Source organism: Hydrogenophaga sp. SNF1 (assembly GCF_034421675.1).
Lineage (GTDB): Bacteria > Pseudomonadota > Gammaproteobacteria > Burkholderiales > Burkholderiaceae_C > Hydrogenophaga > Hydrogenophaga borbori.
This window is the reverse complement of record NZ_CP139793.1, coordinates 235051-262049: the sequence shown is the minus strand read 5'-3', so window position 1 is coordinate 262049 and position 26999 is coordinate 235051. Positions and strand designations below refer to the sequence as shown.

At 68.1% G+C, this 26999-nt stretch carries 24 protein-coding genes; 15 read left to right on the top strand and 9 right to left on the bottom strand.

Annotated elements, in window-relative coordinates; all coding sequences use genetic code 11:
* Nucleotide 1 precedes the first annotated feature (1 nt).
* The 10 genes from SOM08_RS01255 to SOM08_RS01210 are packed head-to-tail and all read left to right on the top strand — an operon-like array spanning nucleotide 2 to nucleotide 12288.
* Nucleotides 2-1456, top strand: coding sequence for a hypothetical protein (locus SOM08_RS01255; protein WP_322469895.1), 1455 nt, complete (start codon nucleotides 2-4; stop codon nucleotides 1454-1456).
* 12 nt (nucleotides 1457-1468) lie between these two features.
* Nucleotides 1469-3940: a hypothetical protein gene (locus SOM08_RS01250; RefSeq protein ID WP_322469894.1), complete on the top strand. Its 2472-nt coding sequence runs from the start codon at nucleotides 1469-1471 to the stop codon at nucleotides 3938-3940.
* Complete coding sequence (locus tag SOM08_RS01245; RefSeq protein WP_322470682.1) at nucleotides 3937-5193, top strand: glycosyltransferase family 4 protein; 1257 nt, start codon at nucleotides 3937-3939, stop codon at nucleotides 5191-5193. Before SOM08_RS01250 ends, SOM08_RS01245 begins: the two co-directional genes overlap by 4 nt.
* A complete protein-coding gene (locus SOM08_RS01240) occupies nucleotides 5190-6056 on the top strand; it encodes an SDR family oxidoreductase (RefSeq protein ID WP_322469893.1) in 867 nt (288 codons plus the stop codon). The genes SOM08_RS01245 and SOM08_RS01240 overlap by 4 nt, the downstream gene beginning before the upstream one ends.
* A 6-nt stretch (nucleotides 6057-6062) precedes the next feature.
* Nucleotides 6063-7073, top strand: coding sequence for a polysaccharide biosynthesis protein (locus tag SOM08_RS01235; protein ID WP_322469892.1), 1011 nt, complete (start codon nucleotides 6063-6065; stop codon nucleotides 7071-7073).
* Entirely contained in the window at nucleotides 7066-8193 is a 1128-nt protein-coding gene (gene wecB / locus SOM08_RS01230; protein ID WP_322469891.1) for a non-hydrolyzing UDP-N-acetylglucosamine 2-epimerase, read from the top strand. The genes SOM08_RS01235 and wecB overlap by 8 nt, the downstream gene beginning before the upstream one ends.
* The gene (locus SOM08_RS01225; RefSeq protein ID WP_322469890.1) at nucleotides 8190-9149 is read left to right on the top strand and encodes an SDR family oxidoreductase; all 960 of its coding nucleotides are present in this window, start codon (nucleotides 8190-8192) and stop codon (nucleotides 9147-9149) included. The genes wecB and SOM08_RS01225 overlap by 4 nt, the downstream gene beginning before the upstream one ends.
* Nucleotides 9146-9709 carry a sugar transferase gene (locus tag SOM08_RS01220; protein ID WP_070400211.1) on the top strand — a complete coding sequence of 188 codons (564 nt, stop codon included), beginning with the start codon at nucleotides 9146-9148 and terminating at the stop codon, nucleotides 9707-9709. Before SOM08_RS01225 ends, SOM08_RS01220 begins: the two co-directional genes overlap by 4 nt.
* Before the next feature lie 30 nt (nucleotides 9710-9739).
* Nucleotides 9740-10321 carry an acetyltransferase gene (locus tag SOM08_RS01215; protein ID WP_322469889.1) on the top strand — a complete coding sequence of 194 codons (582 nt, stop codon included), beginning with the start codon at nucleotides 9740-9742 and terminating at the stop codon, nucleotides 10319-10321.
* Nucleotides 10318-12288 carry a nucleoside-diphosphate sugar epimerase/dehydratase gene (locus SOM08_RS01210; RefSeq protein ID WP_322469888.1) on the top strand — a complete coding sequence of 657 codons (1971 nt, stop codon included), beginning with the start codon at nucleotides 10318-10320 and terminating at the stop codon, nucleotides 12286-12288. Before SOM08_RS01215 ends, SOM08_RS01210 begins: the two co-directional genes overlap by 4 nt.
* 225 nt (nucleotides 12289-12513) lie before the next feature.
* Here SOM08_RS01210 and SOM08_RS01205 read toward each other — a convergent pair whose 3' ends face one another.
* Both SOM08_RS01205 and SOM08_RS01200 read right to left on the bottom strand, forming a co-directional pair.
* Nucleotides 12514-13758, bottom strand: coding sequence for a HAMP domain-containing sensor histidine kinase (locus SOM08_RS01205; protein WP_322469887.1), 1245 nt, complete (start codon nucleotides 13756-13758; stop codon nucleotides 12514-12516).
* Nucleotides 13759-13763: 5 nt separating this feature from the next.
* Nucleotides 13764-14483 (bottom strand): response regulator transcription factor, encoded by a 720-nt coding sequence (locus SOM08_RS01200; RefSeq protein ID WP_116958925.1) that lies wholly within the window; start codon nucleotides 14481-14483, stop codon nucleotides 13764-13766.
* 136 nt (nucleotides 14484-14619) lie between these two features.
* Between SOM08_RS01200 and SOM08_RS01195 the strand changes: the two genes are divergently transcribed.
* Nucleotides 14620-16149, top strand: a complete 1530-nt coding sequence (locus SOM08_RS01195; RefSeq protein ID WP_322469886.1) for an AMP-binding protein — start codon at nucleotides 14620-14622, stop codon at nucleotides 16147-16149.
* Here SOM08_RS01195 and SOM08_RS01190 read toward each other — a convergent pair.
* Complete coding sequence (locus tag SOM08_RS01190) at nucleotides 16109-17497, bottom strand: AmpG family muropeptide MFS transporter (protein ID WP_322469885.1); 1389 nt, start codon at nucleotides 17495-17497, stop codon at nucleotides 16109-16111. The two genes, SOM08_RS01195 and SOM08_RS01190, sit on opposite strands and share 41 nt — an antisense overlap.
* 58 nt (nucleotides 17498-17555) lie before the next feature.
* Between SOM08_RS01190 and SOM08_RS01185 the strand changes: the two genes are divergently transcribed.
* Nucleotides 17556-18413: a M48 family metallopeptidase gene (locus SOM08_RS01185; protein WP_322469884.1), complete on the top strand. Its 858-nt coding sequence runs from the start codon at nucleotides 17556-17558 to the stop codon at nucleotides 18411-18413.
* A 3-nt stretch (nucleotides 18414-18416) separates the two neighbouring features.
* Here SOM08_RS01185 and SOM08_RS01180 read toward each other — a convergent pair whose 3' ends face one another.
* The 3 genes from SOM08_RS01180 to SOM08_RS01170 form a co-directional block, all read right to left on the bottom strand.
* Nucleotides 18417-19058 carry an MBL fold metallo-hydrolase gene (locus tag SOM08_RS01180; RefSeq protein ID WP_116958927.1) on the bottom strand — a complete coding sequence of 214 codons (642 nt, stop codon included), beginning with the start codon at nucleotides 19056-19058 and terminating at the stop codon, nucleotides 18417-18419.
* 3 nt (nucleotides 19059-19061) lie between these two features.
* Nucleotides 19062-20075, bottom strand: coding sequence for a fumarylacetoacetate hydrolase family protein (locus tag SOM08_RS01175; RefSeq protein ID WP_116958928.1), 1014 nt, complete (start codon nucleotides 20073-20075; stop codon nucleotides 19062-19064).
* Nucleotides 20076-20141: 66 nt separating this feature from the next.
* Nucleotides 20142-20933 carry an exodeoxyribonuclease III gene (locus tag SOM08_RS01170; protein ID WP_116958929.1) on the bottom strand — a complete coding sequence of 264 codons (792 nt, stop codon included), beginning with the start codon at nucleotides 20931-20933 and terminating at the stop codon, nucleotides 20142-20144.
* 14 nt (nucleotides 20934-20947) lie between these two features.
* Here SOM08_RS01170 and pyrE point away from each other — a divergent pair, with 14 nt between their 5' ends.
* Together pyrE and SOM08_RS01160 are read left to right on the top strand one after the other, a co-directional pair.
* On the top strand, nucleotides 20948-21646 hold the full coding sequence (gene pyrE / locus SOM08_RS01165) for an orotate phosphoribosyltransferase (RefSeq protein ID WP_322469883.1): 699 nt from the start codon (nucleotides 20948-20950) through the stop codon (nucleotides 21644-21646).
* 14 nt (nucleotides 21647-21660) lie between these two features.
* A complete protein-coding gene (locus SOM08_RS01160) occupies nucleotides 21661-22332 on the top strand; it encodes a DUF4124 domain-containing protein (protein WP_245980943.1) in 672 nt (223 codons plus the stop codon).
* A 39-nt stretch (nucleotides 22333-22371) separates the two neighbouring features.
* Here SOM08_RS01160 and gatB read toward each other — a convergent pair whose 3' ends face one another.
* Genes gatB through gatC form a run of 3 tightly spaced genes read right to left on the bottom strand, consistent with a single transcriptional unit; the run spans nucleotide 22372 to nucleotide 25666 of the window.
* Nucleotides 22372-23829, bottom strand: coding sequence for an Asp-tRNA(Asn)/Glu-tRNA(Gln) amidotransferase subunit GatB (gene gatB, locus SOM08_RS01155; RefSeq protein ID WP_322469882.1), 1458 nt, complete (start codon nucleotides 23827-23829; stop codon nucleotides 22372-22374).
* Between the two features lie 2 nt (nucleotides 23830-23831).
* A complete protein-coding gene (gene gatA, locus SOM08_RS01150) occupies nucleotides 23832-25370 on the bottom strand; it encodes an Asp-tRNA(Asn)/Glu-tRNA(Gln) amidotransferase subunit GatA (RefSeq protein ID WP_116958932.1) in 1539 nt (512 codons plus the stop codon).
* Nucleotides 25367-25666, bottom strand: a complete 300-nt coding sequence (gatC, locus tag SOM08_RS01145; protein ID WP_116958933.1) for an Asp-tRNA(Asn)/Glu-tRNA(Gln) amidotransferase subunit GatC — start codon at nucleotides 25664-25666, stop codon at nucleotides 25367-25369. The genes gatA and gatC overlap by 4 nt, the downstream gene beginning before the upstream one ends.
* A 270-nt stretch (nucleotides 25667-25936) precedes the next feature.
* Here gatC and SOM08_RS01140 point away from each other — a divergent pair, with 270 nt between their 5' ends.
* Complete coding sequence (locus SOM08_RS01140) at nucleotides 25937-26980, top strand: rod shape-determining protein (RefSeq protein WP_009519392.1); 1044 nt, start codon at nucleotides 25937-25939, stop codon at nucleotides 26978-26980.
* Nucleotides 26981-26999 lie beyond the last annotated feature (19 nt).

Sequence of the window (26999 nt, the reverse complement as noted above, 5' to 3'; positions counted from 1 at the left end):
CATGATCCGAATTTTTGCCTCGTTGTTCGCCCTGGCCTGCCTGGGGCTGGCTCTTGTGGCAGGTACACACTACGAGGGCCACTGGATCGTCTATGCGGTGTTCACGCTGACAGCAAACGCGCTGCTATTCATCGGGTTTCGTCGCCAGGCCATCTATTTCGACACCTTCATCGGCATCTTCCTGTGGCTGGGCTTTTGGCTGAAGCTGTCGCTGCGCGTGGCTTTCACCGCGGGTCAGTTTCATGAATCGGTCGGCGCCTTTGATGGTTCGGGCGCCGCATTTGATCATGCCCTGACGGTGGCCTCGTGGGGTTTTGGTGGTCTGCTGTTGGCCAGCTTCGTCAGGCAGCGGTTCTTTCATTACCCCGTGACACCACTTTCATGCACTGGCCAGGGGCTGTTCGAACTCTACCGGGCCTACCGAAAGACTTGCATTGCGCTGTTCGTCGTACTGGTGCTCGGCGTTGGTGTCAGCAACATCGTGCTGGGCATCTACCAGAGGGGTATGGTGACGCAAACGGTACTGCCGTTTGGTTTAAACGGTATCTACAAGTGGTTGCTGCAATTCGGCTTGTCCTCGATGGCGGCGCTGATCATCCGGTTTGAGATTGAACTTCAGCGAAACGTGTCCATGGTGGCGATCTTCCCGCCTTTGATGGAGTGCTTTACGTCCAATGTCTCTCTGCTCAGCCGCGGCATGGTCCTCAATTCCGCCGCCCTAGGGCTCGGTGGCCTGCGCACCGTGCTGGGCATGAACCTGCGTCTGCCGCTGCGCACCGTAGCCGTGGCTTCGATCACATTCGCGGCCTTGTTTGCGGCGTCAGTGCTCAGCGTCAACTACCTGCGCGCCAGCAGCGTGCTGGGGGGAATTTACGAGCTTCCCTCGGCGAAGTCCTCAACGCCCACGCTCGCCTATGACACCAAGGACTTTGCCGAAAGTGCAAAGAAGATGACAGGGCCTCTGTTCATTGATCGGTGGGTTGGCATTGAGGGCGTGATGGCCGTGTCCTCTTCCCAGCGACTGGGCTGGTCCCTATGGAAGGAAGCATGGCAAGAAACGTTTCAAGAGGGCCAGCTCAGTCTCTTCGACCGCTACTTCATCGATTCACCCTATAACGAGCCGGCGATCGACAAGACCAAGCACCATTTCGTATCCCTTCCCGGCGTCATCGCGTTCTTTTACTACCCCGGCTCGATGGCCTTCTTGTTCGCTGGGCTTTTTCTGCTCGGACTGGTGGCTGCGCTGTTCGAGTTCCTGTCGTATCGGCTGGCTGGGCAGAATTGGGTGCTGTGCTCCTTGCTGGCCCAGGTCGTGGCTTTTCGGTACGCGAGTTTTGGCTATGTTCCAAGTCAATCCCACCTGCTCTTTGGCACGGTATTGCTGAACGTGCTGCTTATTGCCGTGGTGGACTGGATGGCGCGGCGTTGGATGCAACCGCCTCACGTCTCTCGCTAACCAATCAACACGATGGAGTCTGCTGGAAAATCCACCGCTGGCAACGCACCGCGACGTGCGCTGCTCATCTTTCCGATGGCCGCCTTGCTGAATTCGTTTTCGATGACGGCACTGCTCCTGGTGTTCGGCGTCGCCGGCCACTCGGAGATCGCTGCCAACATCGGCCTTGTCCAAGGCGCCACGCTTGCGCTCTTCTATGCGTTTTCCGCCAACGCGCGTAACCTGATTCTTGCCGATGGTTCCGGGTCGGCAGCGGCGCGCCTGCTAAGAACGCGTCTGTGGCTGCTTGTGCCTCTGTCCGCCACAGCCTATGTGCTCAGCGTTGGGGTCGGCGATGCAAGCGCTGCACTGGCCGTCGTGCTCATCCTTCGGCGGGCATCGGAGTGGTTCGGCGAGATCGGCCTGGCACGCCACGAGCAGAAGCATCGGTTCGCCATCCCCGGCCAAACCATCATGGCGGAGTCCGGCGCGTTCATGCTGTGCCTGCTGCCACTCGCTCTTGACTGGAGCCTCGCGCTCTGTGCATTGCCATGGGCCCTTGCTCCACTCCTCGCGACACGGCAGGCGCAGCTCTCCCTCAGCAAAGACGGGGAGCGCTTCTCGCTGAAGACTCTGCTGCCCCACTTTGGCTCCACGGCCATCATCGGCACCAGCGTCTATGTCTTTCGCATCTCGATCGTGTTGCTCGCCGGCAAGGCGGCGGCGGGCGACCTCTTCACCGCCTTCGCCATCGGTGGCTTGATTCCGACTATCTACGGGCAGGCCTTGGCACCCACCCTGGCCCATCGCTATGGCAGCAACAAGCTGCCCAAGTGGCTGCTGCTGGTTCCGACCACCATGCTGCTGGCGGGCCTGGGTTTGAGCACAGTCGCGTGGATGCAACCTGCGTGGTTGAACGCCATGGGCCGTGCGCCCCTGTTCTGGATCACCGTGGGCCTATCGATCGCGGGTGGGGCACTCATGAGCGTGGCGGCGGCCATTCGGACCCGCCTCATCCAGCAAGCTGGCGGCGATGACGTCTTCGGCCCCGACCTGCTGGCCAATGTGCTGATCGCCACTTGCGTCCCGTTCCTCTTCTACGTCCTGGGACCCGGTGCGCTCGCGGGCTTGTATGGATTGAGCGGATGCCTCAGCCTGGCGTTCCTTGCTGGCGTGGGCTTGCGGCAGCGAAGCGCCTCCTTGACGCAATCGCGCATCGTCCCATGGTGTATTGCGTTCCTGCTGCTCGTCCCCGTCTTCGTTCAGATCAAAGGCGGCTTGTTCCGGGACCCGGCGTTCGTGTTCGATGCCGGCGGAAGCATCCTCAAACTGCCGCTGCCCTTGTCGATCCTGGCCCTGTTTTCGGGTATCGCGCTGCTGGGCAAGTACACCGCCGCACGCACCAGCATGGCCGTGCTGTTCTTTACGGCACTGCTTTTCGTGACCACCTCCCTCACGGTCGCACAAGGCAATCCCGCGCAACAGGGGGCCAAGCTGATTCTGCTAGCCCAGTTTCTCCTGCCGATGTTCGGCCTGGTCCTCGGTCAGATGTTTGGCGCCTGTACACCGGCCACCGTGTTTGAACGCACCGCGCTGTGGGTGTTGCTGCTGATCCTGCCCGCCCAACTGCTTGCCACCTGGCTTCAGGGCTACACGCTGCTGCACCCGAAGGTGTTTTTCTTCAGCATCTACCAGCACCTCCAGTACGTCCCCATGGTCATCGTCGCGCTGTTGATGATGACAAGCCAGTCTTTGTGGGGCGCAAGCCTCAAGTACCGCGTCGGGTTGGCGATCTTGCTGCCCATAGCGATGGTCTATGTCGTGGCTTCACTTTCCTGGGGCGCGGTGCTAGGCACCGCGGTTTGCCTGTTGTGTTTTGCGCTAACGCACCTACGGCGGGTTCGCATCGGCCGCCGCGCTGGCGTAGCCATGGGCCTTGCCGCAGTAGTCGCAGTGGCTTACATCGCTTTGTCCGAAACGGGCGTGCTGTCGCGGTCGTTGAGCGACGAAAACGGGCCTCGGGATACCCTGCAATGGCACAACAAGTTGGCGCCGTACCTTGAAAGAGCGGAGACGACATCGCCCGCGGCTGGCGCGACCCGCATGACGCACTGGCGCTTCTATGCGGCGGGCATCGTTGAAACACCAAGGACGTTTCTCCTGGGACATGCAACGCCGCCCGACCGGGTGCTACACCCGAGCGCACACAACTACTGGCTCGACGCGCTGTACAACTTCGGATTCGTCGCCATGTTGCCCTTGATTGTGCTGCTGCTCGGGACACTCCGCTGGTTGTGGCGACAACGGAGCGCGGCGTGGGATTCCCCCGTGCTGCTGGGCACCGCGATGGCGGCTCTGTACCTTTTGCTTTTCGAGAACATGCTAAAGGTTGGCATGCGACAGCCGTATCCCGGCATCATCACGTTCTTTATTTGGGGCTTGCTGATCTCGCGCCTGAAACACCCTGTTGTGGACCCAAAGAAGCCAATGGCGACACAGGCATGAGGTTGCTTATCTTCAGCCAGTACGCTTGGCCCGAGGTGTTTGGCATCAATGCGCTGGCGCAGTCGCTGGCCCAACGGGGTGTGAAGGTGACCGTCTTGACGGGCCAGCCCAACTACCCCGAGGGCCGCGTCTTCGCGGGCTATCGGGCCACCCGACTGACACGCGAAAAGTGGGGTGATGTCGAGATACTGCGCGTGCCGCTGGCGCCACGCGGAAAAGGCGCCGCGCGCCTGGCGCTGAACTACCTGTCATTCATCCTGTCGGCCGGCCTGTTGGGCCCTTGGGCCTTGCGTGGCCGGTCGTTCGACGCGGTGCTGGTGTATGCGCCCTCGCCGCTGCTGCAGGCCCTGCCGGCCATTCCCATCGCCTGGCTGAAGCGGGCGCCACTGGTGGTATGGGTGCAAGACTTGTGGCCCGAAAGCCTGTCCGCCACGGGCTTCATTCGCAATCAGCGCGTGCTGTCGGCCATACGCCAGGTCGTGCGCTTCATTTACCGGCACACCGACAGCATCCTCATCCCCTCGGAAGCATTCCGCGAGCCGATCGCGGCCATCGCGCCAGAGCCCGCCCGCATCCACTACTACCCGAACGCCTGGACCGGGGAAGGCCTCGAGGCCCAGGCCAGCGAAGCGGCGCGCCAGCTGGCCAGCGAAATGGCCCAGGGCTTCTCCATCGCCTTTGCCGGCAACCTGGGTACCGCGCAGGCGCTTGATACCGTCGTGGACGCGGCACGCCGGCTGCAGGCCGGCGGCTCCCCGGTGCGCCTCTACCTGATCGGCAGCGGCAGCCAGTCGGAATGGCTGGCGCAGCAGGTGCATGAGCATGGCCTGCGCAACCTCGTGCTGCCCGGACGCTTCGCCCCATCCGACATCCCCACCTTGTTGGCGGCCGCCTCGGCGGTGCTGCTGACGCTGCGCGACGAACCCATCTTCGCCTATACCGTGCCGAGCAAGCTGCAGGCCTACCTGGCAGCGGGTCGTCCCATCATCGCGGCCATCAACGGCGAAGGCGCGCGTCTGGTGCGCGAGGCCGATGCTGGTCTTGACTGCCCGGCCGGTGACGCTGCGGCACTGGCCGAGACCGTGCAGACCATGCACGCGCTGGATGACAGGCGCCGTGCGGCAATGGGAGACAATGCCAGCCGTTACGCGGCCGCGCATTTCAGCCTGCCGACGCTCACGGACAAGCTGATCGAGCACCTGAAACAACTCACCATGCAACACACCGCCCCCCCGCAGGAGATCTCCCGGTGAATGTACTGATCCTGGGCGGCACGGGCATGCTCGGCCATGCCATGTTCCGTCTGCTGTCACAGAATCCCGGTCTGCAAACCTGGGCCACCGTGCGCTCGGGCGGGGCCCGGCGACACTTCCCGCACGCGCTGGCCGATCGCCTGGTCAGTGGAGTGGACGTGGAGAACGCCGACACGCTGAGCCAGATTTTCGCGCGCGTGCGTCCGGACGTGGTCATCAATTGCATTGGCCTCATCAAGCAGTTGGCGGCGGCCAATGATCCACTGGCCGCGCTGCCCATCAACGCTCTGCTGCCGCATCGGCTCGCCCGCCTGTGCGACGTCGCCAAGGCTCGGCTGATCCACGTCAGCACCGACTGCGTCTTCTCCGGCCAGCGCGGCCACTATGTGGAGACCGACACGGCCGACGCCACCGATCTGTACGGGCGCTCGAAGCACCTGGGCGAGGTGTATTACCCCCATACCATCACTTTGCGCACCTCCATCATTGGCGAGGAGCTGGAGGGCAGCGCCAACGGCCTGATCGGCTGGTTCCTGTCCCAGTCGGGCAGCGTCAGGGGCTTCACCCGTGCCATCTTCTCGGGCCTGCCCACCGTGGAGCTTGCTCGCGTCGTGCGCGACCACGTGCTGCCGCGCCCCGACCTGCACGGGCTCTACCACGTGGCCACGCGGGCCATCGCCAAGGCCGACCTTCTGGCGCTCGTGGCGTCCGCTTATGGCCGCCAGATCGAGATCGTGCCCGACGCCTCGCTGGTGATCGACCGCTCGCTCGACGCGTCGAAGTTCCAGATGGCCACCGGCTACGTTGCGCCCGACTGGCCGGCGTTGATCGCCGACATGCGCCAATTCCACTCTCATACCTGATTCGACATGTTCTCCAATGGCGTCCTGATGATCACCGGTGGCACCGGTTCCTTTGGCAACGCAGTGCTGCAACGCTTCCTCGACACCGATGTGCGCGAGATCCGCATCTTCAGCCGCGATGAGAAGAAGCAGGAAGACATGCGCATCGCGCTGTCGCACCCCAAGCTGAAGTTCTATATCGGCGACGTGCGCGACTACGACAGCGTGCACCAGGCCATGCATGGCGTGGACTTCGTCTTCCACGCAGCCGCGCTCAAGCAAGTGCCGTCATGCGAGTTCTATCCCATGGAAGCGGTGCGCACCAACGTGCTGGGTGCCGAGAACGTCATGAATGCCGCCATCGCAGCCGGGGTGCGCCGCGTTGTCGTGCTGAGTACCGATAAGGCCGTTTACCCCATCAACGCCATGGGCATCTCCAAGGCCATGATGGAAAAACTGATGGTGGCCAAGTCGCGCATGCGCGGCCCCGACGAAACCGTGCTCTGCGCCACGCGCTACGGCAACGTCATGGCCTCGCGTGGGTCGGTGATTCCCCTGTTTATCGACCAAATTAAGGCCGGCCAGGACCTCACCGTCACCGATCCCGCCATGACGCGCTTCTTGATGTCGCTGGAGGATTCTGTTGACCTGGTGCTGCACGCGTTCCAGCACGGCAGCCAAGGCGACATCTTTGTTCAGAAAGCCCCAGCGTCCACGGTGGGCGACCTGGCTCAGGCGCTGCTCGAACTGTTCAATAGCCCGGCGGCTGTTCGAATCATCGGCACCCGCCATGGTGAAAAACTCTATGAGTCGCTGCTGTCGCGCGAGGAAATGGGCAAGGCGGAAGACATGGGCCGCTATTACCGCGTGCCCTCGGACGACCGCGATCTCAACTACAACAAGTATTTCGTCGAGGGCGAAACCCGAGTGTCTGCACTGGAAGACTACACCTCGCACAACGCAGAGCGGCTCGATATTCCCGGCGTCAAGCAACTGCTGATGAAGCTGAACTACATCCAGGAGCGGCTGCGTGCTTAAGGTCATGACCATCGTGGGCACGCGCCCCGAGCTGATCAAGATGTCGCGCGTCATCGCCGCCTTTGACGCGCACACCCGGCATGTGCTGGTACACACCGGGCAGAACTTCGACTACGAACTCAACCAGGTCTTCTTCGACGATCTCGGCATTCGCAAGCCGGACCACTTCCTCGATGCCGCCGGCGAGAACGCCGCCCAGACCATCGCCCGAGTGATTGAGCGCTCAGACACCGTCATGGCGCAGGAACAGCCCGATGCCGTGCTGCTGTACGGTGACACCAATTCCTGCCTCTCGGTGATCTCGGCCAAGCGGCGGAAAATTCCCGTGTTCCACATGGAAGCAGGCAACCGCTGCTTTGATCAGCGCGTGCCCGAAGAGCTGAACCGCAAGGTCCTGGATCACCTGAGCGACATCAACCTGGTCCTGACCGAGCACGCGCGCCGCTACCTGATCGCCGAGGGCATTCGGCCAGAGACCATCATCAAGACGGGCTCCCACATGCGCGAGGTGCTGGACCACTACCGTGAGGGCATCGAACGGTCCACCGTGCTCGAGCGCTTGAACCTGAAAGCCGGCCAGTACTTCATCGTCAGCACCCACCGCGAAGAAAACGTCGACAGCGAGGCCAACCTCGATGACCTGCTTGACACACTGAACGGCATTGCCGACAGCTTCGGCCTGCCGGTGGTGGTGTCGGTGCACCCCCGAACGCGCAAGCGGCTGGATGCAATGGGCACGCGCCAACACCATCCGAAGATTCAGTTCCTCAAACCCTTCGGTTTCAACGACTACATCCACCTGCAGACGCGAGCGCGCTGCACCATCTCTGACAGCGGCACCATCACCGAAGAGAGCGCTCTGCTGGGCTTTCCGGCCATCACCATCCGCAACGCGCACGAGCGACCCGAGGGCATGGACGCTGGCGTGCTGATCATGTCCGGGCTCAAGCGCGAGCGCGTCCTGGACGCCATCCGGGTCGTGACCAGCGACCCCGCCGGGCCAGCGCGCCCGGTCGGCGACTACGAAGCGCCGGCCGTGTCCACCCAAGTGCTGCGTGTCGTTCTCAGCTACGTGGACTACGTGAACCGCACCGTTTGGTCCAAGCCCGCACGCCCATGAACACCGCCCCGGGTGACATTCTGCTGACTGGAGCGAGCGGATTTGTTGGCCAGGCGCTGGATGCACGGCTCCGGCGCGATGGCCATCGGGTGCTGGGTACAGCGCGTCGATCTGGCCAGCTCGCGTCGGGCACGCCCATCGCGGCCATGGCTTTGACGCCCGACCAGGACTGGTCCGGCTGCTTGGTCCACACGCGCGCCGTCGTTCATTTGGCTGCTCGCGTGCATGTGATGGACGAACGGGCCGCCGATCCCCTGGCCGCCTTTCGCCTGGCCAACACCGCCGGCACCCTGAATCTGGCCCGCCAAGCGGCGGCCGTCGGCGTGCGGCGCTTCGTCTTTGTCAGCAGCATCAAAGTCAATGGTGAACAGACGCCCCCGGGAGGCGCCTTCCGGTTCGACGATGTGCCGGCCCCGCTCGATCCCTACGGCGTATCCAAGCGCGAAGCGGAAGACGGCTTGCGCCAACTGGGCGCATCCAGCGGCATGGAGATCGTGATCGTCCGACCACCCCTGGTTTATGGCCCCGGCGTAAAGGCCAATTTCGCGGCCCTCATGCGCGCCGTGCGCAGCGGCTGGCCGCTGCCGCTGGGCGGCGTGACGTCGAACCGCCGAAGCTTGGTCGCGCTGGACAATCTGGTGGACCTGCTGGTGCATTGCATCCACCATCCCGCAGCGGCCGGCCAAACCTTCCTGGCGAGCGATGGCGAGGATCTGTCCACGGCCGAGCTGCTCAAGCGCATGGGGCAGGCCCTGGGTCGCCCCGCACGCCTGCTGCCGGTGCCGGTCTCGCTGCTGGAGATCGGCGCGGCGCTCGTGGGCCGACGTGCCGTGGCCCAACGGCTGCTGGGCAGCCTGCAGGTCGACATCGCGCACACCCGCAAGGCCCTGGGGTGGACACCTCCCGTGTCGGTAGACGAAGGCCTTCGCCGCGCCGCGACGGGGCTAGCAACATGAGCAAGCGATTGTTCGATCTTGCGCTGGGCGTACCGGCAGCGCTGCTGCTGCTGCTGCCCGTCGCGTTCATCGCGCTGGCCGTGCGCCTCACCTCCCCCGGCCCCGCGCTCTACTGGAGCGACCGCGTGGGCCGGCGCAACCGCCTCTTCCGCATGCCCAAGTTCCGCAGCATGCGCACCGACACCCCCGCGGTGGCCACCCATCTGCTCGACGACCCGGCGCGCTGGCTCACGCCCATCGGTCCTTTCCTGCGCAAGACCAGCCTGGACGAGCTGCCGCAACTCTGGAGCATCCTCAAGGGCGACATGAGCTTCGTCGGTCCGCGGCCGGCGCTGTTCAACCAGGACGACCTGATTGCCCTGCGCACTGAGGCCGGCGTGCACGAACTCGTTCCCGGGCTCACCGGGTGGGCGCAAATCAATGGCCGCGACGAGCTGCCCATTCCACAGAAGGTCGCCCTGGATATCGAGTATCTTCGGCGCCGGAGCTTGGCTTTCGATCTGCGCATCCTATGGCTCACGGCCGTGAAGGTGCTGCGGCGCGAGGGCGTGCAGCACTGACCTATTGGACATCCAGGGAGACAAGGTCGAATGAGCCAGCCGACGCCGCTCGTCATCGTTGGAGCCGGCGGCCACGGCCGCAGCGTGCTCGAGCTCGTGCGCCTGGACGGCCGCTACGAGGTCCAGGCCTTCCTCGATGACCAGCAGCCCGCCGGCACGGACGTGATGGGCGTGCCGGTCTGGGGACCGACGACCCTGCTCGATCAATTGCCCGTCCGCGGCGTTCCCTGGGTGCATGTGGCCATCGGCCACAACCGCACCCGCCAGACCCTTTGCGCGCGCGCACGCGCGGCCGGGATTGAACTGGCCACGCTGGTGCACCCCCGCGCCGTCGCCTCGCCCAGTGCCGTGCTGGGCGCCGGAACGGCACTCATGGCCTGCGCCGTGCTCGGCACCCAGGCCCGGCTGGGCGAAGGCGCCATCGTGAACGTCGGCGCCGTGGTCGACCACCACGCGCAGGTCGCGAATTTCGGCCACCTCGGCGCCAATGCCACCATGGCCGGCGGCAGCACCATCGGCGAGCGCGCCTGGCTGCAAGCCGGCGCCGCCCTCGGCTACGGCGTGCACCTGCCCGACGACGCCATCGTCGCCCCAGGCGAGGGGCGCTCATGAGCGAGCTTCAGAGCCGATCGCGCGAGCAGGCCGACGAGGGCCTGGCCGGCGCCTTGCTGCACATGCCGCGGCCGCTGAAGCGGGCGTTCGCCGTGGCCGTCGACGTGGCCCTGTGCGTGCTCGCCGTCTGGGTCGCCCTGTACCTGCGGCTGGAGGTCTGGCTGCGCCTGGAGATGCCATACCTCTGGGCCGTGATCGGCTCGGTGCCACTGGCCATCCCCCTCTTCGCCAGGTTCGGCCTGTACCGCGCCATCTTCCGCTACGCCGGCTGGAACGCCATGCTCAGCCTGGGCCAGGCCATGGCGCTCTATGGCCTGTTCTATGCCACGGTCTTCACCGCCATCGGCGTGCCGGGCGTGCCGCGCTCGGTGGGCGTGATCCAACCCCTGCTGCTGTTCATCTTCATCGGCCTCAGCCGCCTGTTCGTGCGCGTCTGGCTGGGCGGCCTGTACCGCAAGGTGCTGATGCGCAAGGGGCTGCCCGGCGTGCTGATCTACGGCGCCGGCACCGCCGGCCGCCAGCTGGCCGCCGCGCTGGCGCGCAGTCCCGAACACCGCCTGCTCGGCTTCATCGACGACGACCCGGCCCTGCAGGGCAACAGCCTGGACGGGCGCAATGTCTATCCGCCGGACAAGCTGCGCGAACTGGTGACCGCCATCGGCGCCACCGACGTGCTGCTGGCCCTGCCCTCGGCCTCGCAGAAGCGCCGGCGCGAGATCCTCGAATCGCTGCGCCCCCTGCCCCTGCACGTGCGCACCCTGCCCGGCATGTCCGACCTCGCCTCGGGCCGCGTCAACCTCAGCGACCTGCGCGAGCTCGACATCGAGGACCTGCTGGGTCGCGAACCCGTGACGCCCGACCCCGCCCTGCTGGACAAGCTGATCCGCGATCAGGTGGTTGCCGTCACGGGCGCAGGCGGCAGCATCGGCAGCGAGCTGTGCCGCCAGATCGCCTCGCTGCGGCCTCGCACCCTGCTGCTCATCGAGCAGAGCGAATACGCCCTGTACGCCATCCACCAGGAGCTCATGCAGCGGGTGGACACCGACGCCATGGAGGTCGTTCCGCTGCTGGCTTCCGTCCAGGACGAGGACCGCATGGGCCAGATCCTCAAGGCCTGGCAGCCGCACACGCTCTACCACGCCGCCGCCTACAAGCACGTGCCCCTGGTGGAGCACAACGCGGTGCAGGGCCTTCGCAACAACGTCTGGGGCACCTGGGTCACGGCCCAGGCCGCGCTGGAGGCCGGCGTGCGCCACATGGTGCTCATCAGCACCGACAAGGCGGTGCGCCCCACCAACATCATGGGCGCCAGCAAGCGCCTGGCCGAGCTGGTGCTGCAGGCCTTGGCCGAGCGGCACGCCGCCCGCACCGTGTTCAGCATGGTGCGCTTCGGCAATGTGCTGGGCTCCAGCGGCTCGGTGGTGCCGCTGTTTCGCGGGCAGATCGCCGCCGGCGGGCCCGTCACGGTCACGCACCCCGACATCACGCGCTTCTTCATGACCATCCCCGAGGCGGCGCAGCTCGTCATCCAGGCCGGCGCCATGGCCGAGGGCGGCGACGTCTTCGTGCTCGACATGGGCGAGCCGGTGCGCATCGTCGACCTCGCCCACCGCATGGTCGAACTCTCCGGCCTGCAAGTGAAGAACGAGCAGCAGCCCTGGGGCCAGATCGAAATCCAGATCACCGGCCTGCGGCCCGGCGAAAAGCTCTACGAGGAGCTGCTGATCGGCGACAACCCGCTGCCCACGCAACACCCGCGCATCCTGCGCGCCCAGGAAGCGCTGCTCCCCCCCGACACGCTGCTGGGTCTGCTGGAGGCCCTGGACACCGCCATGCGGTCCAACGACGTCAACGCCATTCGCGCGTTGCTGCAGCAGGCGGTGCAGGGCTACCAGCCGGCGGGCGAGGTGGTGGATTGGCTGCACACCGACCCGCAGGCCCCGCTCACACCAACCCAGTCGGCCTGAGCAAAAAAAAGCCACCTTTCGGTGGCTTTGCCAAGTCCTCGAGAGGACGTCGTTGGGAGACCTGATCGATGCGGTGTCTCGGGCCTGGTCGATATGCGCCACGCACATACCTGGGCTCTGAACGGGTGTCGTGACAGCAACTGCTGCATTCTCACGGGTCTCCCACGCCGATGACATCCCCAATTTGGGGGACGCGGGCGGCACCCCCCGGCACCGAACCGCCGTTCAGGCCGGCAGCGTGACCACGAACCGTGCCCCGCCGCCCGGCCGGTCCTCGCAGCGCACCGCGCCGCCGTGGCGTTCGACGATCGTTCGCACCAGCGCAAGGCCCAGGCCGACACCGCCTTCGCGCTCGCTGGCGCCCGGCAGGCGGTAAAAGGGCTCGAAGATGCGCTCGCGCAGCTCGGGCGGCACGCCCGGGCCATGGTCGTCCACCGTCAGCACCGCCACGCGCGATCGGCCGCTTTCGCGCACGCTCAGGCCCAGCCGCACCTCGGCATCGGCCTTGCCGGCACCGCGGCCGTAGCGGCGCGCGTTCTCCAGCAGGTTGCGCAGCACGCGGCGCAGCAGCTTGGCGTGGCCGTGCACCACCACCCCGCCCGCGGCGGGCGCGGCCTCGAGTTCGGCCCCGGCGCGCGCGCACTCCTCGGCGGCCAGGCCCAGCAGGTCCACCTCTTCCTCCGGGCCCAGCGCGGCCGGGTCGGAGGGATCGCTCAGGTCGAGCCGGCTCGCCAGCAGGATCTCATCGATGAGTTGGTCCAGCTCGTCGATGCTGCGCGCGATCTCGGCGCGCTGGGCCTGCTGGCTGGGATCGCTGCCGATCAGCGCCAGCCCCATGCGGATGCGCGCCAGCGGCGAGCGCAGCTCGTGCGAGGCATTGGCCAGCAGGCGCTTGTGCGACTGCAGCAGCGTTTGCACGCGCTCGGCCGCCACGTTGAAGCGCTTGGCCAGAAAGGCCACCTCGTCCTGCCCATTCACCGACAGGCGCGTGGACAGGTCGCCCGCCCCCCAGCGCTCCACGCCCTTCTGCAGGGTCTCCAGGCGCTTGGTGAGGCGGCGCACGATGGGATAGGCCCCCAGCGCCACAGCCAAGGCCACCAGGCCCAGCAGCCAGGCAAAACCGGCGGGCGTGAGCAGCCAGGCCGGCGCCCGGCTGCCCGGGTTGGAGGGCGCGCCGCGGTTGGAGAACGGCAGCATCACGTACAGCTTCTCTCCGTCCCGCATGATCACCTCGAAGCGCCAGCCCTCGCCGGGGATGCGCTCGGCCCGCGCGGGCGCATCGCCCAGCACGTCGCCCGCGGTGTTCTCCACGATGATGGTGCGCATCACGCGCGCTTCGCGCTCCTCGCGGTCACGCTCCAGGGCCTGCTGCCACAGCCAGCCCACCACCAGCGTGAGCACGGTCACGGCGGCCACCACCGCCAGCCAGATGCGCAGGTACAGGCGTTGACCGAACAGCGACAGGCTCACCGGGCTCAGTCTTGCTGCTTGGCGAACACGTAGCCCACGCCGCGCACCGTGAGGATGCGCTTGGGGTTCTTGCTGTCCGCTTCGATCGCGCCGCGGATGCGCCCGATGTGCACGTCGATCGAGCGGTCGAAGGCCTCCAGCTCGCGGCCGCGCACGGCTTCCATGATTTGGTCGCGCGTGAGCACGCGTCCCGCACGCTCGGCCATGGCCACGAGCAGATCGAACTGGTAGGACGTGAGCTCTGCCGGCTGGTCGGCCACGGTGACGGTGCGCGCGTCGCGGTCGATCTCCAGCGAACCGAAGCGCATGACCGGCGTGGCACGGCTGCCGCCGTTGCCCCCGCTCTCGGCGCGGCGGCGCAGCACGGCGCGCACGCGCGCCAGCAGCTCGCGCGGCTCGAAGGGCTTGGGCAGGTAGTCGTCGGCCCCCAGCTCCAGGCCAATGACACGGTCCATCGGGTCGCCCTTGGCGGTGAGCATGAGCACCGGCACGCGCGCCTGCGCGGTGCTCAGCGAGCGGATGCGCCGGCACACCTCCAGGCCGTCGATGCCGGGCAGCATCAGATCGAGGATGACCAACTCGGGTTGCACCAGCGGCAATTGCTCCAGGCCACTTTCGCCGTCGGCGGCGTGGGCCACCGCGAAGCCCGATTGCCCCAGGTACTCCTGCACCATCTGGGCCAGCCGGGCGTCGTCCTCGATCATCAGCAGGTGGGCGGTCGTCATGCGATTCAGTGTAGCGGCGGCTGCCGGAGCGGCCGATGCTGCACCCGCGGGATGAACCGGCCTTGCGCTGCACGTAAAGTTGGGTAAATCATGGTGCTCTCCATGTCCGCCACCCGGTGACCATCCCGCCCCCGCCATGCCCCTGTCCATGCCGACGACCGCCGCCGACACCCTGGACGCGCTGCTCGCGCAACGCGCCCAGATCCATCCCCGCCACCCCGCTCTGCGCTGGGACGGCGGCGATCCGCAGTGGCAGTCTCTCGACTACGCCACGCTGGCGCAGCGCGCCCGGGCGCTGGCGCAGGCCCTGCCCGTGGAGCGCGGCCTGCGCGTGGCCTGGCTGGGCTTCAACCACCCCGCACAGATCGCCCTGCTGTTCGCGCTGGCCCGGCGCGGCGCCCTGCTGGTGCCGCTGAACCACCGACTGGCGCCCGCCGAATGGGCCGCCGTGCTGAACGACAGCGCCCCGGTGTTGCTGGTGCACGACGAGGCCTTTGCCGAACCGGCCCGCGCGCTGGCCGCCGCGCACGGCCTCGCGGCGATGCCCGTGGAAGCCCTGGATGGCGGCGACGAGCCGCCCACCGAGCCCCCGGACGGCCACGCGGCCCACGAGGGCGGCCCGGACGACCCGGTGCTGCTGGTCTACACCTCGGGCACCACCGGCCAGCCCAAGGGGGCGGTCCACACCCAGGCCAACCTGCTCGCCAACATGGCCATCGCCGCGCAAGTGCAGGAGATCACCGAGCGGGACACGGTCCTCACCGCGCTGCCGCTGTTCCACGTGGGCGGCCTGTGCATCCAGACGCTGCCCGCGCTCTCACGCGGCGCCACCGTGTTGCTGCACCGCCGCTTCGACCCCGGCGCCGTGTTCGACGCCCTGGCCGCCTCGCGCCCCACGCTGACGCTGCAGGTGCCCGCCACGCTGCAGGCCCTGGTGCAGCACCCGCGCTGGGCCCGGGCCGATCTGTCCTGCCTGCGCGCCCTGTGGGCGGGCTCCAGCCTGCTGCCGGCCGACCTGCTGCGGGCCTGCCACGCGCGCGGCCTGCCGGTGTGCAACGTCTATGGCAGCACCGAGACCGGCCCGTTCTCCATCGCCCTCGGCCCGGCCGAGGCCATGGACCACGTGGGCTCCTGCGGCTGGCCCGCGCCGGGCGTGGAGATCCGGCTCGTCGGTACCGATGGCGAGCCCGTGGCGAGCGGCCGTGTGGGCGAAATCTGCGTGCGCGGCCCCAACGTGGTGGGGCTGTACTGGCCCGACATCGCGGCGCTGGACGCCGAGGGCTTCTTTCACAGCGGCGATCTGGCGCGCCAGGACCCCGACGGCAGCTACGTGGTGGTGGGCCGCGCCAAGGACATGATCATCTCGGGCGGCGAGAACATCTACCCGGCCGAGATCGAGCAGCTGCTCGCCGAGCACCCCTGGGTGGCCGAGTGCGCCGTGGTCGGCCGCCCCGACGAGCGCTGGGGCGAGGCCTGCGTGGCCGTGGTGGTGCTGCGCGAGACCGCTCCCGAGGACTGGCAGAGCGGCGTGTCCGCCGCGCTGGAGGGCCGCCTGGCGCGCTACAAGTGGCCGCGGCACTGGCACCGCGTCGACGCCCTGCCGCGCACCGCGCTGGGCAAGGTCGTCAAGCCGGCGATCCGGGCCTGGCTGGTGAGTCAGCGCTAGGGACCGCGGCCGTGGATGGCACCGGCAGCCAGCGCGTGGCCAGCCAGATCAGCAGCAGCACCGGCAGGCCGAGCAGCGCCGTACCGATGAAGAACGGCGTGTAGCCGAAGTGGTCGACGAAGGCGCCCGAGTACCCCGCCACCCACTTCGGCGCCAGCAGCATCATGGAGCTGAACAGCGCGTACTGCGTGGCCGAGTAGCTCACGTTCGTGAGGCCGGAGAGAAAGGCGATGAAGGCCGCCGAGGCCACGCCGGCGCTCAGGTTGTCGGCCGAGATGACCAGGATCAGCGCCGTCAGGCTCGCCGCCTGGCCGGAGAGCCAGGCGAACAGCAGGTTGCTGGCGGCCGACAGCACCGCGCCCAGCATGAGCACGCGCATCACGCCCAGGCGCATGGACAGCGCGCCGCCGATGAAGGCGCCCAGCAGGGTCATGATGACGCCATAGACCTTGCTCACCGCGGCCACCTGGTCCTTGGTGTAGCCCATGTCGACGTAGAAGGGGTTGGCCATGATGCCCATCACCACGTCGCTGATGCGGTAGACGCCGATCAGCGCCAGCACCAGCACCGCGTGCTTGCCGTAGCGGCGCAGGAAGTCGGCGAAGGGCTCGATCAGGGCGGTGCGCAGCCACTCGCGGAAGTCGCGTGCGGGCGGCAGTTCCACGCGCACCGGCTCGCGCGAGAACAGCACGGTGAGCACGCCCACGGCCATGCTGGCGGCCATCGCCAGGTAGGCCGTAGACCAGGCACCCTGCTGGTAGCCACCGCCCGTGGTCTCGGCGCGCGCGGCCAGCCACAGCACCCCGGCGCCGGCCCAGATCATGGCCAGGCGGTAGCCGGTCTGGTAGGTGGCGGCCAGCGCGCCCTGTCGCTGGGTGTCGGCCGATTCGATGCGAAAGGCGTCCAGCGCGATGTCCTGCGTGGCCGAGGCGAAGGCCACCGCCAGGGCGCACCAGACCACGGCATCCAGCCCGGCGCGCGGGTCGGCCAGCGCCATGCCCACCAGCCCCGCCACGATGGCCAGTTGCGAGAGCAGCAGCCAGCTGCGGCGCCGCCCCAACGCGCGCGTCAGCAGCGGGATCGGCAGCCGGTCCACCAGCGGCGCCCAGCACCACTTGAAGCCATAGGCCAGGCCCACCCAGCTCAGGTAACCAATGGTGGTGCGGTCGATGCCGGCCTCGCGCAGGCGAAAGCTCAGCGTGCCCAGCACCAGCAGCAGCGGCAGGCCGGCCGAGAAGCCGAGCGCGAACATGCGCAGGCTGGCGGGTTCGAGGTAGACGCGCAGCGTCTGGGCCCACGACAGGCGTTGATCGGCGGCGGGCGTGGGCGGGTTGGCGTCGGTCGGCATGCGATGGATGGTGAAGGGCCGTCACGCAGGCGCGCGCGGCTTTGCCTATTATTCGCCCATGTGCTTCCTCTGCGACCTCAAGACCCGTGACGGCGCCCCGCCCCGCACCGAACCGGTGTGGTCGGCGCGCCGCGCCTTCGTGCTCGCCGCCGGCGCGGCCGCCGCCGCGCCGGCGCTCGCGCAGGTCGACGTGGGCCAGGGCTCGGCCCTGCGCAACCTGGTGCCGGCCGAGGAATTGGAAAACGCCGCCACCCAGCAGTACGGCCAGATGATGGCCGAGGCCAAGGCCAAGGGCGCGCTGGTGGCTGGTGGCGACCCGCAGGTCCTGCGCCTGCGCAACATGGCGCAGCGCCTCATTCCGCATTCCCCGCAGTGGAACAAGCGCGCCACGCGCTGGCAGTGGGAGGTCAACCTCATCCGCAGCGAGCAGATCAACGCCTTCTGCATGCCCGGCGGCAAGATCGCCTTCTACACCGGCATCCTCGACAAGCTCAAGCTCAGCGACGACGAGGCCGCGATGATCATGGGCCACGAGATGGCGCACGCCCTGCGCGAACACGCGCGCTCGCGCGTGGCCAAGACCAACGCCACCGGCATCGGTCTGTCCATCGCCGCGCAGCTGTTGGGCCTGGGCCAGCTCGGCGACGTGGCGGCCAACCTGGGCACGCAGCTGCTGAGCCTGAAGTACAGCCGCGACGACGAAACCGAGGCCGACCTGGTGGGCCTGGAGCTCGCGGCGCGCTCGGCCTACCAGCCGCGCGCGGCCGTCACGCTGTGGCAGAAGATGGCCGCGGCCGGCGGCGGCGCGGCGCCGGGCTTCCTGTCCACCCACCCGACGGGGCCGGAGCGCATCCGCCAGCTCGAGGCCAACGTGCCCAAGGTGCAGGGGCTGTACGAACGGGCCCGCAAGGGCTGAGGCTCAGCCCCGATCGCCCACGAAGGGGTTGGAGCGCCGCTCCTGCCCGAAGCGGCCCTCGGGCCCGTGCCCGGGGATGAACACCGTCTCGTCCCCCATGGGCCAAAGCCGCTCGCGGATGCTGGCCAGCAGTTGCGCGTGGTTGCCGCCGGGGAAGTCCGTGCGGCCGATGCTGCCCACGAACAGCACGTCGCCCACGAAGGCGCGCTGCGCGTCCTTCGAATGGAACACCACATGCCCCGGCGTATGGCCCGGACAGTGGCGCACCGCGAGTTCGCAGCGGCCGATGCGCACCGTGTCGCCATCGACCAGCCAGCGCGTGGGCGTGAAGGTCTCGGCCGGCGGGAAGCCGAACATGGCGCCCTGTTGCGGCAGGGCGTCGATCCAGAAGCGGTCGCCTTCGTGCGGGCCGATGATGGGCAGCGACAGGCGCCGCGCCAGCTCGGCCGTGGCGCCCGCGTGGTCGATGTGCGCGTGCGTGAGCCAGATGGCCTTGAGCGCGACGCCCAGGCGCCGCGCCTCCTCCAGCAGGGTGTCCAGGTCGCCGCCCGGGTCGATGACCGCGGCCTCCATCGCCTCGTCGCACCAGACGATGGAGCAGTTCTGGGCGAAAGCGGTGACGGGAATGGTGCGGTAGCGCAGCATCGCTCAGCGCCTCCCTCGGACCTCGACGCGCTGGTCGATGGCGCCGAACAGGGCGTCGGACGGGTCCGCGCCGACCGCCTCGATGCCGACGCGGTCCCCGTGGCGCAGGTAGCGCGGCAGATCGGCCTCGGGCGCGCCACCCAGCTGCGCCCGCACACGGGCCTCGGTGATGCAGGCGCTGCCCGAGCGCGGGTCGGCGTTGCTGATCGTGCCGGCGCCGACGATGCTGCCCGCGCCCAGGCCACGCGTGCGCGCCAGGTGCTCGATGATCTGCGGGAAGTTGAAGACCGTGTCCTCGTTGGCCGAGGGTTCGCCGAACCAGCCGCCGTTGATGCGGATGCGCACCCGCAGGTCAGGCATGCCGTCCTTCCAGGCGGCGCCCAGGGCCGCGGGGGTCAGCGCGATGGGGGCGAAGCTCGTGGCCGGCTTGCTCTGGTAGAAGCCGAAGCCCTTGGCCAGTTCGCTGGGGATGAGGCCACGCAGCGACACGTCGTTGAGCAGCACGACCAGGGCGATGCAATCGCCCGCCTGGGCCGCCGAGGTGCCCATGGGCACGTCCGTCGTCACCACGGCGATCTCCGCCTCCAGGTCGATCTGGTGCGCCTCGTCGACCGCGACGATGGGGTCCTCGGGGCCGATCATCACGTCCGAGCCGCCTTGGTACACCAGGGGCTCTTCCTCGTAGCGCGGCGGAATGGGCTCCTGGCGCCACTGGTAGATCAGGCGGGCGTGGTTGCGGTAGACCGAGGCGTCGGCCCACTGAAACGCGCGGGGCAGCGGGGCCATGCAGGCGGACGCCTCGAACGGCGCCGCCGAGGCCCAGCCGCTGGCGTCCAGCCCGCGCCGCTGCTCGTCCAGCGCAGGGGTCAGGGCCGCCCAGTCGTCGAGCAGGGCCTGCAGGGTGCGGGCGGGGCCCGCGGCCGGCGCCCAGCGCCGGGCGTCGGGGCTGACCAGCATGAGTTCGCCGTCGCGGGCGCCGTTCTTTCGCGTGGCCAGGCGCAGGGGGAAGTCGGTCATGGGTGGGGCGTGTTTCGTCGGGGCATGCGCGCACCGCGGGCCGGCGGCCCAGGCGCCGTGGCCCTCTCAGAGCGTGAAGTCGTAGCCGATGGTGATCGGCGCGTGGTCCGAGAAGCGCTGCGCCTTGTAGATGGCCTCGGTGCGCGCGTGCGCGGCCATCGCCGGTGTGGCCAGGTGGTAGTCCAGCCGCCACCCCACGTTGTTGGCCCAGGCCTGGCCGCGGTTGCTCCACCACGTGTAGCAGGCGTCGGTGGTGTCGGGCTGCAGTTGGCGGTAGACGTCGATCAGGCCCACTTCGGCGAACAGCTGGGTCATCCAGGCCCGCTCCTCGGGCAGGAAGCCGCTGTTCTTCTGGTTGCTGCGCCAGTTCTTCAGGTCGTTCTGCGTGTGCGCGATGTTCACGTCGCCACAGAGAATGAATTCGCGCTGCGACTTGAGCGTCACCAGGTGCGGGAAGAAGGCCGCCAGGAAGCGGTACTTGGATTCCTGCCGCTCGGGACCGGACGAGCCGCTGGGGAAGTACACGCTGATGATCGACAGCTTGCGCCGGGGCGTGTCGAAACGCAGCTCGGTGTAGCGGCCCTCGTCGTCGAACTCGTGCGTGCCGAAGCCGGTGAGCACCGCGCTCGGCTCGTGGCGCGTGAAGACGGCTGTGCCCGCGTAGCCCTTTTTCTGCGCGAAATGGAAGTGCCCGCGCATCCCGGCCAGTTCCTCGAAGCGACCGGCCACATCGGCCGCCTGGGCCTTCACTTCCTGCATGCAAATACAATCCGGCGCACTTTTCGCCAGCCAGTCTTCGAGGCCTTTGGTGGTGGCCGAGCGGATGCCGTTGAGGTTGAGGCTGGTCAGATTGAACACAAGGAAATCCTCATATGGTGATGGCAGGCGCGGCCGATGAGCCGCTGGCCCAGGCGTTCGTGAAGTTCTGCGTCGAGGCCGGCGCACTGAAGTTCGGCGAATTCAAGACCAAGGCCGGGCGCCTCTCGCCCTATTTTTTCAACGCCGGCCTGTTCGACGACGGGGCCAAGCTGGGCCGGCTCGCGGCATTCTATGCACGCGCGCTGCTCGACAGCGGGGTTGCCTTCGACATGATCTTCGGCCCGGCCTACAAGGGCATCCCGCTGGGCGCGGCCGTGGCCATCGAGCTCGCCCGCCTGGGCCGCAACGTGCCCTTCGCCTACAACCGCAAGGAAGCCAAGGACCACGGCGAAGGCGGCACCCTGGTGGGCGCGCCGCTGCAAGGCCGCGTGCTGATCGTCGACGACGTCATGAGCGCCGGCACGGCCGCGCGCGAGTCCATCGCCCTAATCCGCGCCGCCGGCGCCACGCCGAGCGCCGTCGCCATCGCGCTGGACCGCCAGGAGAAGGCCACCGAGCCCGGCCCCGACGGCGTGGTCCGCGACGTGGATCACAGTGCCGTGCAGTACGTGCAACGCCAGCTCGGCCTGCAGGTCTGTTCGATTGCGAAGCTCGATGATTTGCTTCAGTATCTGTCCGCCCAGGCGGGCGGCGAGGTCGCGGCGCACCGCGACCGCGTGCTGGCCTACCGGGCCCGCTACGGCGTGAACTGACCCACCCCACCACCATGAACCGCCTGCCGCTGCCGATGTCCCTGCCCCACCGCTCCCGACTCGCTGGCGCGGCGGCCCTGCTGCTGCTGTCGCTGGGCGCGCAAGCGCAGAACAACACGCAGTCCATCTACACCTGCACCGACGGCAAGGGCCGGCGCATCACCTCCGACCGTCCCATCGTCGACTGCCTGGACCGCGAGCAGCAGCGCCTGGGCCGCACCGGCACCGTGCGCGAGGTGATCCCGCCCAGCTACACGCGCGAGGAGCGCGAGAAGGTCGAGGCCAAGCGCCGCGCCGAGCAGGAAGAGCAGGCCCGCCTCCAAGAGGAGCGCCGGCGCGAGCGCGCGCTGCTGATCCGCTACCCCAACCAGGGCGTGCACGACAAGGAGCGCCAGGAGGCGCTGGCGCAGATCGACGACGTCATCGCCGCCGTGCACAAGCGCGAAGCGGCCCTGATCGAACAGCGCAAGGGCATCGCGCAGGAGCTGGAGTTCTACCAGGGCGACCTGGCCAAGGCCCCGCTGTGGCTGCGGCGCAAGGTCGAGGACAACGACAAGCAGATGGACGTGCAGAAGCGCTTCCTGGTCGACCAGACGCAGGAGAAGCAGCGCGTGAACGCGCGCTTCGACGAAGAGCTGGCCAAGCTCAAGCAGCTCTGGGCCGGCACCGCCGCGCAGAGCCGCTGAACCGGCCCCCGTCCGCGAACAAGGACCCCAACAGGGGCCTCAACCCAGTTTCTGGCGCAGCAGGTCGTTCACCTGCTGCGGGTTGGCCTTGCCCTTGCTGGCCTTCATGGCCTGGCCCACCAGGGCGTTGAAGGCCTTGTCCTTGCCGGCGCGGAACTGGGCCACCATCTCGGCGTTGGCGGCCATCACCTCGTCGATGATCTTCTCGATCGCACCGCTGTCGCTGACCTGTTGGAGGCCTTGACCCTTGATCACGGCGTCCACGGAAGCGCCGCCGCTGTCCCACAGCTGGTCCATCACTTGCTTGGCTGTTTTGTTTGACAGCGTGCCGTCAGCGATACGTTCGAGAAGCAACGCCAATTGCGAAACGCTCACCGGCACTTTGGCAAAGTCCCTGTTTTCGTTGTTGAGCCGGCGCGAGACCTCGCCCATCACCCAGTTGCTGGCCATCTTGGCCTGGCCGCTGGCCTGGGCCGCGGCCTCGAAGTAGGCCGCCATCGCGGGGCTTTGCGTCAGCGTGGTGGCGTCGTACTCGGGCAGGGCGTACTGCTGCACGAAGCGCTCGGCCATGGCGCGCGGCAGCTCGGGCATGGCGGCCTTGACCTCGGCCACCCAGTCGCGCGACACCACCAGTGGCGGCAGGTCGGGGTCGGGGAAGTAGCGGTAGTCGGCCGCGTCTTCCTTGGTGCGCATGGCGCGCGTCTCGCCCGTGTCGGGGTCGAACAGCACCGTGGCCTGCTCGATGGCGTGGCCGTCCTCGATCTGTTCGATCTGCCAGCGCACCTCGTAGTCGATGGCCTGCTGCATGAACTTGAACGAGTTCAGGTTCTTGATCTCGCGGCGCGTGCCCAGCGGCGCCCCGGGCTTGCGCACCGAGACGTTGGCGTCGCAGCGGAACGAGCCCTCCTGCATGTTGCCGTCGCAGATGCCGATCCAGGTGACGATCTTGTGCAGCTCCTTCGCGTAGGCCACGGCCTCGGCGCTGGAGCGGATGTCGGGCTCGGTCACGATCTCCAGCAGCGGCGTGCCCGCGCGGTTGAGGTCGATGCCGCTCTGGCCGATGAAGTCCTCGTGCAGGCTCTTGCCGGCGTCTTCCTCCAGGTGCGCGCGCACCAGGCGCACGGTCTTCTTGTCGTCGCCCAGGTAGAAACTGACCGCGCCGCCCTGCACCACCGGAATCTCGTACTGGCTGATCTGGTAGCCCTTGGGCAGGTCGGGGTAGAAGTAGTTTTTGCGCGCGAAAACGCTGCGCTCGGCGATGTGCGCGCCCACGGCCAGGCCCAGGCGGATGGCGCAGGCCACGGCCTCGCGGTTCATCACGGGCAGGGTGCCAGGCAAGGCGAGGTCCACCGCGCTGGCCTGGGTGTTGGGCTCGGCGCCGAAGGCGGTGGCCGCGCGGCTGAAGATCTTGGACCGCGTGGCCAGTTGGGTGTGCGTCTCGAAGCCGATCACGACCTCGTAGCCGTGCACCAGCAGGGAAGGGCTTGCTTTGCTCATGGTCAGTACCCCGCGGGGGCGTGCGTGTGCCAGTCCGTGGCCTGCTGGAGGGCGTGCGCCACCTGCAGCAGCTCGGCCTCCTTCAGGTAGTCGCCGACGAGCTGCAGGCCGACGGGCAGGCCGCTGGTGGCGCCGAGCCCGGCCGGCACGCTCATGCACGGCAGGCCCGCGAGCGAGGCGGGCAGGGTATAGATGTCCGCCAGGTAGGCGGCGACCGGGTCGTCGGCCAGTTCGCCGATCTTCCAGGCCACCGTGGGCGCGACCGGCCCGGCGATCAGGTCGCATTCGGCGAAGGCGGCGCGGAAGTCCTGCGCGATGAGGCGGCGGATCTGCTGGGCCTTGAGGTAGTAGGCGTCGTAGTAGCCGTGGCTCAGCACGTAGGTGCCGATCATGATGCGCCGCTGTACCTCGGCGCCGAAGGCCTCGCTGCGCGACTTTTTGTACATGTCCAGCAGGTCGTCGTACTTCGCGGCGCGGTGGCCGAACTTCACGCCGTCGTAGCGGCTGAGGTTCGAGCTCGCCTCGGCGGGCGCGATGATGTAGTACGCCGGGATGGACATCTCCGTCCGCGGCAGGCGGATGCGGCGCAGGCTGGCACCGAGCGCCTCGAGCTGCTTCAGCGCGCCCGACACCCGCAGGGTGACGTCGCCGGACACGCGCTGGTCCGTGGTCGGGGCGTCGTCCGCCCAGTTCATCCACTCCTCGGGGATGCCGATGCGCAGGCCCTTGAGCGGCTGCGCGGCGCTGGCGCCGTCGCGCCCCTCGCCCCAGGTCTTGCCCAGCAGGCGGCCGTAGTCCTCGGCCGGGTGGTCCAGGCTGGTGGAATCGCGGTCGATGTCGGGCCCGGCCATGGCCGTGAGCAGCGTGGCGCAATCGGCCGCGCTGCGCGCCATGGGGCCGGCCTGGTCCAGGCTGGAGGCAAAGGCCACCATGCCGTAGCGCGAGCAGCGGCCATAGGTGGGCTTGATGCCGGTCACGCCGCAGAAGCCGGCGGGCTGTCGGATGGAGCCGCCGGTGTCGGTGCCGGTGACGGCGGGCGCCAGGCGCGCGGCCACGACCGCGGCGGAGCCCCCCGACGAGCCACCCGGCACGCGGGCCGGGTCCCAGGGGTTGCGCGCGGGGCCGAAGGCGGAGTTGTCGTTGCCCGAGCCCATGGCGAACTCGTCGCAGTTGAGCTTGCCCAGGGTCACCGCGCCCTGCTGCCCGAGCCGGGCCACCACGGTGGCGTCGAAGGGGCTGCGGTAGCCCTCCAGCATCTTGGAGCCGGCGGTGGTGGGAAAGTCGCGCGTGACGAAGATGTCCTTGTGCGCGATCGGCACGCCCAGCAGCGGCGTGCGCTCGCCGGCGGCGATGCGCGCGTCGGCGGCCCGGGCCTGGGCCAGCGAGACCTCTTCGTCGAGCGCCAGGTAGGCGCCCAGGGCCTCGTGCTGTTTCGCCCGCGCCAGCAGGTGTTGCGTCGCCTCGGTGCTGCTGGTCTTTTTGTCGGCCAGGGCCTGGGCCAGCTCGGCCACGCCCATCTGGTGCAGATCCGGCGCGCTCATTCGATCACCTTCGGCACCAGGAACAGGCCGTTTTCCACGGCCGGGGCGCTCTTCTGGTTGGCCTCGCGCGCGTTCGGCTCGCTCACCACGTCGGGGCGCAGACGCAAGGCCACGTCCTCCATCACGGCGGTGGGATGGGCCAGGGGCTCGACGCCGGTGGTGTCGACGGCCTTCATGCGCTCGACGATGTCGAAGAAGCCATTGAGCTGGCCAAGCAGGCGCTCGCTGTGCTCGGCGTCGAGTTCCAGGCGCGCCAGGTGGGCGATGCGCCCGATGTCGTTGGGGGTCAGGGACATGGTGCTGGGAGGTGAAGGGACCCGCGCCGCCAGGGCGGCACGGGCCTGCAACCGGATGCAAAACGGCCCGTTTGAGGGGCAAACAGGCCTGTTTTGATGCGGTTGTACACAGGCGTTCGGGTATTATCCTGCGTTCAGCGGAGCCGGCCTTTTGGCCCGGTTTTCGCCACCGAATCAATCACTTAGCCCCGATGCCCCGGTCCGACCCCGGCCCCACCCCCGGCTGCACGCGTGCGCGTGAGCTGACGCATCCCACAGGATTCACCCACCATGTTTGAAGCGTTCCGTCGGAGTTTTTCGACCGACCTGGCCATCGACCTCGGCACCGCCAACACCCTCATCTACGTGCGCAACAAGGGCATCGTGCTCGACGAGCCCTCGGTCGTGTCCATCCGCCACGAAGGCGGTCCTCAGGGCAAGAAGACCATCCAGGCGGTGGGCCGCGAAGCCAAGGCCATGCTCGGCAAGGTGCCCGGCAACATCGAGGCCATCCGCCCGATGAAGGACGGCGTGATCGCCGACTTCACGGTCACCGAGCAGATGCTCAAGCAGTTCATCAAGATGGTGCACCCGCGCTCGATGTTCAAGCCGAGCCCGCGCATCATCATCTGCGTGCCCTGCGGCTCGACCCAGGTCGAGCGCCGCGCCATCCGCGAGTCGGCCCTGGGCGCGGGCGCCAGCGAGGTCTACCTGATCGAAGAACCCATGGCCGCGGCCATCGGCGCCGGCCTGCCGGTGTCCGACGCCTCGGGCTCCATGGTGGTCGACATCGGCGGCGGCACCACCGAGGTGGGCGTCATCAGCCTCGGCGGCATGGTCTACAAGGGCAGCGTGCGCGTGGGCGGCGACAAGTTCGACGACGCCATCATTGCCTACATCCGCCGCAACTACGGCATGCTCATCGGCGAGCCCACCGCCGAGGCGATCAAGAAGGAAATCGGCTCGGCCTTTCCCGGTTCGGAAGTGCGCGAGATGGAGGTCAAGGGCCGCAACCTCTCCGAGGGCGTGCCGCGCAGCTTCACCATCAGCTCCAACGAGGTGCTGGAAGCCCTCACCGAGCCGCTCAACCAGATCGTCAGCGCGGTGAAGAACGCGCTCGAGCAGACCCCGCCCGAGCTCGGCGCCGACATCGCCGAGCGCGGCATGATGCTCACCGGCGGCGGCGCGCTGCTGCGCGACCTCGACCGCCTGCTCGCCGAAGAGACCGGCCTGCCCGTGCTGGTGGCCGAAGAGCCCCTGACCTGCGTGGTGCGCGGCTGCGGCATGGCCCTGGAGCGCATGGAGCGCCTGGGCACGATCTTCACCAGCGAATAAAGGCCGCGTTCCGCGCGGC

Excerpts from the sequence above, each read along its gene's own strand:
- pyrE (WP_322469883.1), top strand. The coding sequence starts at position 20,948 with ATGGTGATGGCAGGCGCGGCCGATGAGCCGCTGGCCCAGGCGTTCGTG.
- gatC (WP_116958933.1), bottom strand. The coding sequence starts at position 25,666 with ATGTCCCTGACCCCCAACGACATCGGGCGCATCGCCCACCTGGCGCGC.
- SOM08_RS01140 (WP_009519392.1), top strand. The coding sequence starts at position 25,937 with ATGTTTGAAGCGTTCCGTCGGAGTTTTTCGACCGACCTGGCCATCGAC.
- SOM08_RS01210 (WP_322469888.1), top strand. The coding sequence starts at position 10,318 with ATGAGCGAGCTTCAGAGCCGATCGCGCGAGCAGGCCGACGAGGGCCTG.
- SOM08_RS01235 (WP_322469892.1), top strand. The coding sequence starts at position 6,063 with ATGTTCTCCAATGGCGTCCTGATGATCACCGGTGGCACCGGTTCCTTT.
- SOM08_RS01190 (WP_322469885.1), bottom strand. The coding sequence starts at position 17,497 with ATGCCGACCGACGCCAACCCGCCCACGCCCGCCGCCGATCAACGCCTG.
- SOM08_RS01180 (WP_116958927.1), bottom strand. The coding sequence starts at position 19,058 with ATGCTGCGCTACCGCACCATTCCCGTCACCGCTTTCGCCCAGAACTGC.
- SOM08_RS01220 (WP_070400211.1), top strand. The coding sequence starts at position 9,146 with ATGAGCAAGCGATTGTTCGATCTTGCGCTGGGCGTACCGGCAGCGCTG.
- SOM08_RS01250 (WP_322469894.1), top strand. The coding sequence starts at position 1,469 with ATGGAGTCTGCTGGAAAATCCACCGCTGGCAACGCACCGCGACGTGCG.
- SOM08_RS01175 (WP_116958928.1), bottom strand. The coding sequence starts at position 20,075 with ATGACCGACTTCCCCCTGCGCCTGGCCACGCGAAAGAACGGCGCCCGC.
- SOM08_RS01255 (WP_322469895.1), top strand. The coding sequence starts at position 2 with ATGATCCGAATTTTTGCCTCGTTGTTCGCCCTGGCCTGCCTGGGGCTG.
- SOM08_RS01185 (WP_322469884.1), top strand. The coding sequence starts at position 17,556 with ATGTGCTTCCTCTGCGACCTCAAGACCCGTGACGGCGCCCCGCCCCGC.
- gatB (WP_322469882.1), bottom strand. The coding sequence starts at position 23,829 with ATGAGCAAAGCAAGCCCTTCCCTGCTGGTGCACGGCTACGAGGTCGTG.
- SOM08_RS01195 (WP_322469886.1), top strand. The coding sequence starts at position 14,620 with ATGCCCCTGTCCATGCCGACGACCGCCGCCGACACCCTGGACGCGCTG.
- SOM08_RS01225 (WP_322469890.1), top strand. The coding sequence starts at position 8,190 with ATGAACACCGCCCCGGGTGACATTCTGCTGACTGGAGCGAGCGGATTT.
- gatA (WP_116958932.1), bottom strand. The coding sequence starts at position 25,370 with ATGAGCGCGCCGGATCTGCACCAGATGGGCGTGGCCGAGCTGGCCCAG.
- SOM08_RS01200 (WP_116958925.1), bottom strand. The coding sequence starts at position 14,483 with ATGACGACCGCCCACCTGCTGATGATCGAGGACGACGCCCGGCTGGCC.
- SOM08_RS01160 (WP_245980943.1), top strand. The coding sequence starts at position 21,661 with ATGAACCGCCTGCCGCTGCCGATGTCCCTGCCCCACCGCTCCCGACTC.
- SOM08_RS01245 (WP_322470682.1), top strand. The coding sequence starts at position 3,937 with ATGAGGTTGCTTATCTTCAGCCAGTACGCTTGGCCCGAGGTGTTTGGC.
- SOM08_RS01215 (WP_322469889.1), top strand. The coding sequence starts at position 9,740 with ATGAGCCAGCCGACGCCGCTCGTCATCGTTGGAGCCGGCGGCCACGGC.